The organism is uncultured Campylobacter sp., from assembly GCF_938031315.1.
Lineage (GTDB): Bacteria > Campylobacterota > Campylobacteria > Campylobacterales > Campylobacteraceae > Campylobacter_B.
Genome location: NZ_CALHHT010000065.1, coordinates 1 through 4,180 on the forward strand (window position 1 = coordinate 1; position 4,180 = coordinate 4,180).

The 4,180-nt window shown below is 46.7% G+C and carries 2 protein-coding genes and 3 pseudogenes; all 5 read left to right on the plus strand.

Annotation, left to right across the window (positions count from 1 at the left end; translation table 11 throughout):
• Window positions 1-370: hypothetical protein (locus Q0236_RS01940; RefSeq protein WP_297914411.1), on the plus strand; the 370-nt coding region annotated here is incomplete at its 5' end.
• A 4-nt stretch (window positions 371-374) separates the two neighbouring features.
• Window positions 375-626: pseudogene (locus Q0236_RS13210) on the plus strand (primosomal protein N'); the annotation flags it as partial.
• Window positions 627-1,193: 567 nt separating this feature from the next.
• Window positions 1,194-2,516, plus strand: a pseudogene (priA, locus tag Q0236_RS13215) (primosomal protein N'); the annotation flags it as partial.
• 640 nt (window positions 2,517-3,156) lie between these two features.
• Window positions 3,157-3,705, plus strand: a complete 549-nt coding sequence (locus Q0236_RS01950; RefSeq protein WP_297914417.1) for a hypothetical protein — start codon at window positions 3,157-3,159, stop codon at window positions 3,703-3,705.
• A gap of 186 nt (window positions 3,706-3,891) precedes the next feature.
• Window positions 3,892-4,180, plus strand: a pseudogene (locus Q0236_RS01955) (hypothetical protein); the annotation flags it as partial.

Consider the following 4,180-nt stretch of genomic DNA (forward strand, 5'->3'; position numbering starts at 1 on the left):
CGCTAAGATGCGTGGGGATATCGCCGCCATTAGAAGCGGACTTTCGCTAGTTAGAAGCGAGAATATGATGAGGGGCGTGACTGCGTGGCCTGCTTTGGAGGGCTCGGACAACGCCACTCTTTTTGAAGGCGTTTTGCAGCAACCTATCTATCCTATGAGAGATGGTGGTAGGAACGGCTGGACTTTGGTTAGAAATGGCAACGATAATGCCACATCTACATATACGGCTACCGTAGCAGGCAAAAGTACTAACTTTACTTATTATCCAACAAGAGCTAGTATACCTACTTCCGGTGCAAATAAAGATAGAAATGTAGGCTCATTCGATTGTAATCACGCTGACGAGCTTTGCCAATCCTTAGCTCAATAGCTAAATGCTCTATTATGAAGTTGCGGTTTTGGGTGCCAGCCTAAAGCCGCTTACTTATAGTTCAAATTTTAAAATCCCAGCTTATCAAATCGTATCCGTTCCTGTAAAATCGAGCGTCAAATCCGCCGTGATCCTTCGTGAGGTTGCAAAGCCGAGCTTCAAAACCAAGGAAATTTCTGAAATTTCGCAGCTTAAATTTACTCCGTTTCAGATCGCACTTGCAAATTTTATCGCGCATTACTATGTTTGCGAAAAGGGCGTTGCATTTGGAATTTTCGAGCCTGCAAGCGAGACGACGCAAGATTTTGCAAATCCTGTTACCAAGCAGAATTGCGCCTCCAAGCAAACTCCCGCAGGTGAGCGAAATTTCGCACTTGGCAGAGATTCTAGCATCATACAAAATTCTGCCACTGCGCAGAATTCCGCACAAAAACAGAATTTAAGACAGCCCTTAAATTTTACCTCGCAAAATTTCGCGCTAAATTCTACCGCCGCACAGAATTTTATTCAAACTCAGGACTTCTCTGGCGAGCAAAATTTCACTTCAATTCAAAATTCCGTATCTGTGCAAAATTCCGTCGCTATGAAGACCGCCATAAATTTTGCTGCCGAACCTGATCCTGCACACAAACAAAATTTCGCTATCGCGCAAAATTCGATCCAAGAGCGGGATTTTACCGAGGGAGAGAATTCCATTTCGATTCAGAATTCTACTTCAGCGCAAAATTCCATCTCAATTCAAAATTCAGACGCCGCGGCACAAAGCTCCGTCCCGCCGTCGCTATCCCTGCTTCAAATAGGTAAAATTCCAAACCTCACCCTCGCGCAGGAGCAAGCGCGTAAATTTGCCGAAGCCAATGAGACGTCGCTGATCTTCGGCGATACGGGCAGCGGCAAGAGCGAAATTTATATCGCGCTGATCGCGCAGGCGCTCGCTGCGGGCAAGCAGGCGCTGTTTTTGATGCCCGAGATTTCGCTCACGCCGCAGATGACGAAGCGGCTACAAAGCTATTTTGGCGAGCGGCTCGGCGTCTGGCACTCTAAAATTTCGCCCAAAAAAAAGCGTGAAATTTTAGCGAAATTTAACGCAGGCGAGATCAGGCTCATCGCGGGCGCCCGCTCGGCGCTGTTTTTGCCCTTTAGCGATCTAGGCCTCATCGTCGTGGATGAGGAGCACGACGACAGCTATAAATCGGCCGCCGCGCCGCGCCTAAATGCCCGCGACGCCGCGATTTTCGTCGGCAAGAAGCTTGGCATCCGCGTGGTTTTGGGCTCCGCGACGCCCGCGCTTAGCACCTACGCGAAGCAGCCGCACTTCCGCCTGCGCGGCACCTATTTTAGCAGCGCCAAGCGTTTCATTTTCGATGAGAGCGAGACGGGACTGAGCCCTAAAATTTTAACCGAGATCGGGCGTAGCCTCAAAGCCGGCAAACAGGCGGTCGTGTTTTTGCCGACGCGCGCGAACTACAAATATATGGTTTGCGAAAACTGCGGGCAGATCGTGCGCTGCCCGTTTTGCGCCGTCGGGATGAGCTACCACGCGGACGCTGCGGCGCTGAAGTGCCATTACTGCGGCTTTAGCACGTTTTACAAGGCGTCTTGTGAAAACTGCGGCGGCGAGGTGATGCAGGCGCGCAAGATCGGCACGGGCGAGCTTGTGGCACAGCTTGCGGCGCGTTTTCCGAGTGCTCGCATCGCAAAATTTGATCGCGACGAGATCACGACGCAGCGCAAGCTAGAGGCGCTGCTCAATAACTTCAACGCCCATAAAATCGACATTTTGGTGGGCACGCAGATGCTTAGTAAGGGGCACGATTACCACGGCGTGGATCTTGCGGTGATAATGGGGATCGACGAGCATCTGAGCTATCCCGATTTTAGGGCGCGCGAAAAGACGCTAGCGCTTGCGATACAAGTGGCTGGCCGCGCGGGCCGCTCGGGGCAGGGCAGGGTCGTCATACAGACGCGCCAGAGCGGCTTTTTTAGGGATTATATCGAAAACTACGACGATTTTTTGCGCGACGAGGCGGAGTTTCGCGAGGGGCTCTATCCGCCGTATATGCGGCTTTTGCGCGTGCTGATCTCGCATAAAAACGAAAAGGCGGCGAGCGAGATAATGAACGCCGCGCTTGAGCTTTTGCGCCGCAAACAGTCGGGAAGTAGCGCGTTTGTTTTGCATGACGGGCTGGACGCGGGGCAAGCGAATCTAAGCGCTTTAAATTTGCAAAATTCTGCGCAACAGGGCGGCAAGCAAATATCAAATTTTAAATTTCAAAGCTCGGATCTGCGCGCGGACGACGCAAATTTAAACCGCCAAAACGCTTCAAATTTGAAAAATGCCGCGCAAATTTTAGCTTGCGACGCAGGCGCGGACAGCGCAAATTTAAAGCCTGAAAGAAAGAGCAGCGCGCAAAATTTTATAAATTTATCGGCCGAAAATACTGCCGAAAATTCCGCGCAGTATTTGAAAGAGAAGGCGAGCGAGGGCTTTGAGATCATCGGCTACGGCAAGGCGGGTATCGCCTATATCGCGTCGAAATTTCGCTTTGAAATTCTGCTGCGCGCTGGCTCACACGTGCCGCTTATTAATGCTGCGCGCGCGCTTGAGCATCTGCCCGTCGAGATCGATATGGATCCCGTAAACTTCGGCTAAACGCGATTTATAAAATTTTATCGACATAAGCTTTGCCCGCAAAATTTTGCGCAACGGGGCGATGAATTTATGCTAGAAAATAGATTTTGGCGGCAGTATACCTTGCCATCTTATAATTTAAAAAGGCAACGATTTGAAAAAACTACTTAGAAATTTTATGATTTTTGCAGGCTTCATCTTTATGTTATACATCTCCTATTTTCTATATTTTTATTCTAAAAGAGCCGAATATGCGACTATTTTATTGCAAAAGGCGCTTGGGTATGAAGAGAAATTTTTTACTGAGAAAACACAAAATTTAGACCCGTCTGAGCAAACCAAGCTACGGCATGAGTTTGAAAAAGAGAAATTAAAACTAGAAAAATATTGCAGCGATGCCATAATAAACGGCGAAAATGGTCATTGCAAGGTTTATTACAACCTCGATTTCGACTATATCCATTTTTACGACGGGCGAAATCAAGATATCGCGCTGGGCTACGACTTTGATAACGAAAGTATCGAGTTTTATAAAAAGCTCGCAGATCACTATGATTACAAAGGCAAAAAATGCAGATCACGCAGGGTATACAGCGAGCACCATGCGACATTTGCCATTGATAATTTTAAGCATGCAAAATTTTGGTTGGGAAATTACGGTGAATTTACCCTAAAAGATCCATACATTCATGAATGTGAATAAAATTGATCGGTAATTGAAACACTGAAAGCCTGCCGTATAGATCGGCGGTATATGCATAAATTCATATTTGTGCGGATATGATAATATATTTTATACTTTGATTAAGTAATTATGTTGTATAAGCTTATACGACCGATAACAAAAAACGCTTTTAGGATTCCAAAAGCCTATTTTAAGGAGCAAGGAATGCAAATTCGTGCTTTTATTTTAGCGATCTTGTTTGCCGTATCGTTCGCAAAAGCGGATGATATAAAGCACCCATCGATGCCATGGCAACTGGAACCTATTTTATGGAAAATTCAAGATAAAAAAGTTGTAAGAAAAGCTCTTCACGAACCTATGATCCGGGGTGCAACTACCTTTAATGGCAAGAGTTTTTATTTTGTTACGATAGAAGATAATGCAACGCTCAAAAAAGAGTATGAAGAGCATTTATCAAAAGAAAGAGACTTCTGCAACGACTTTTACGATGATC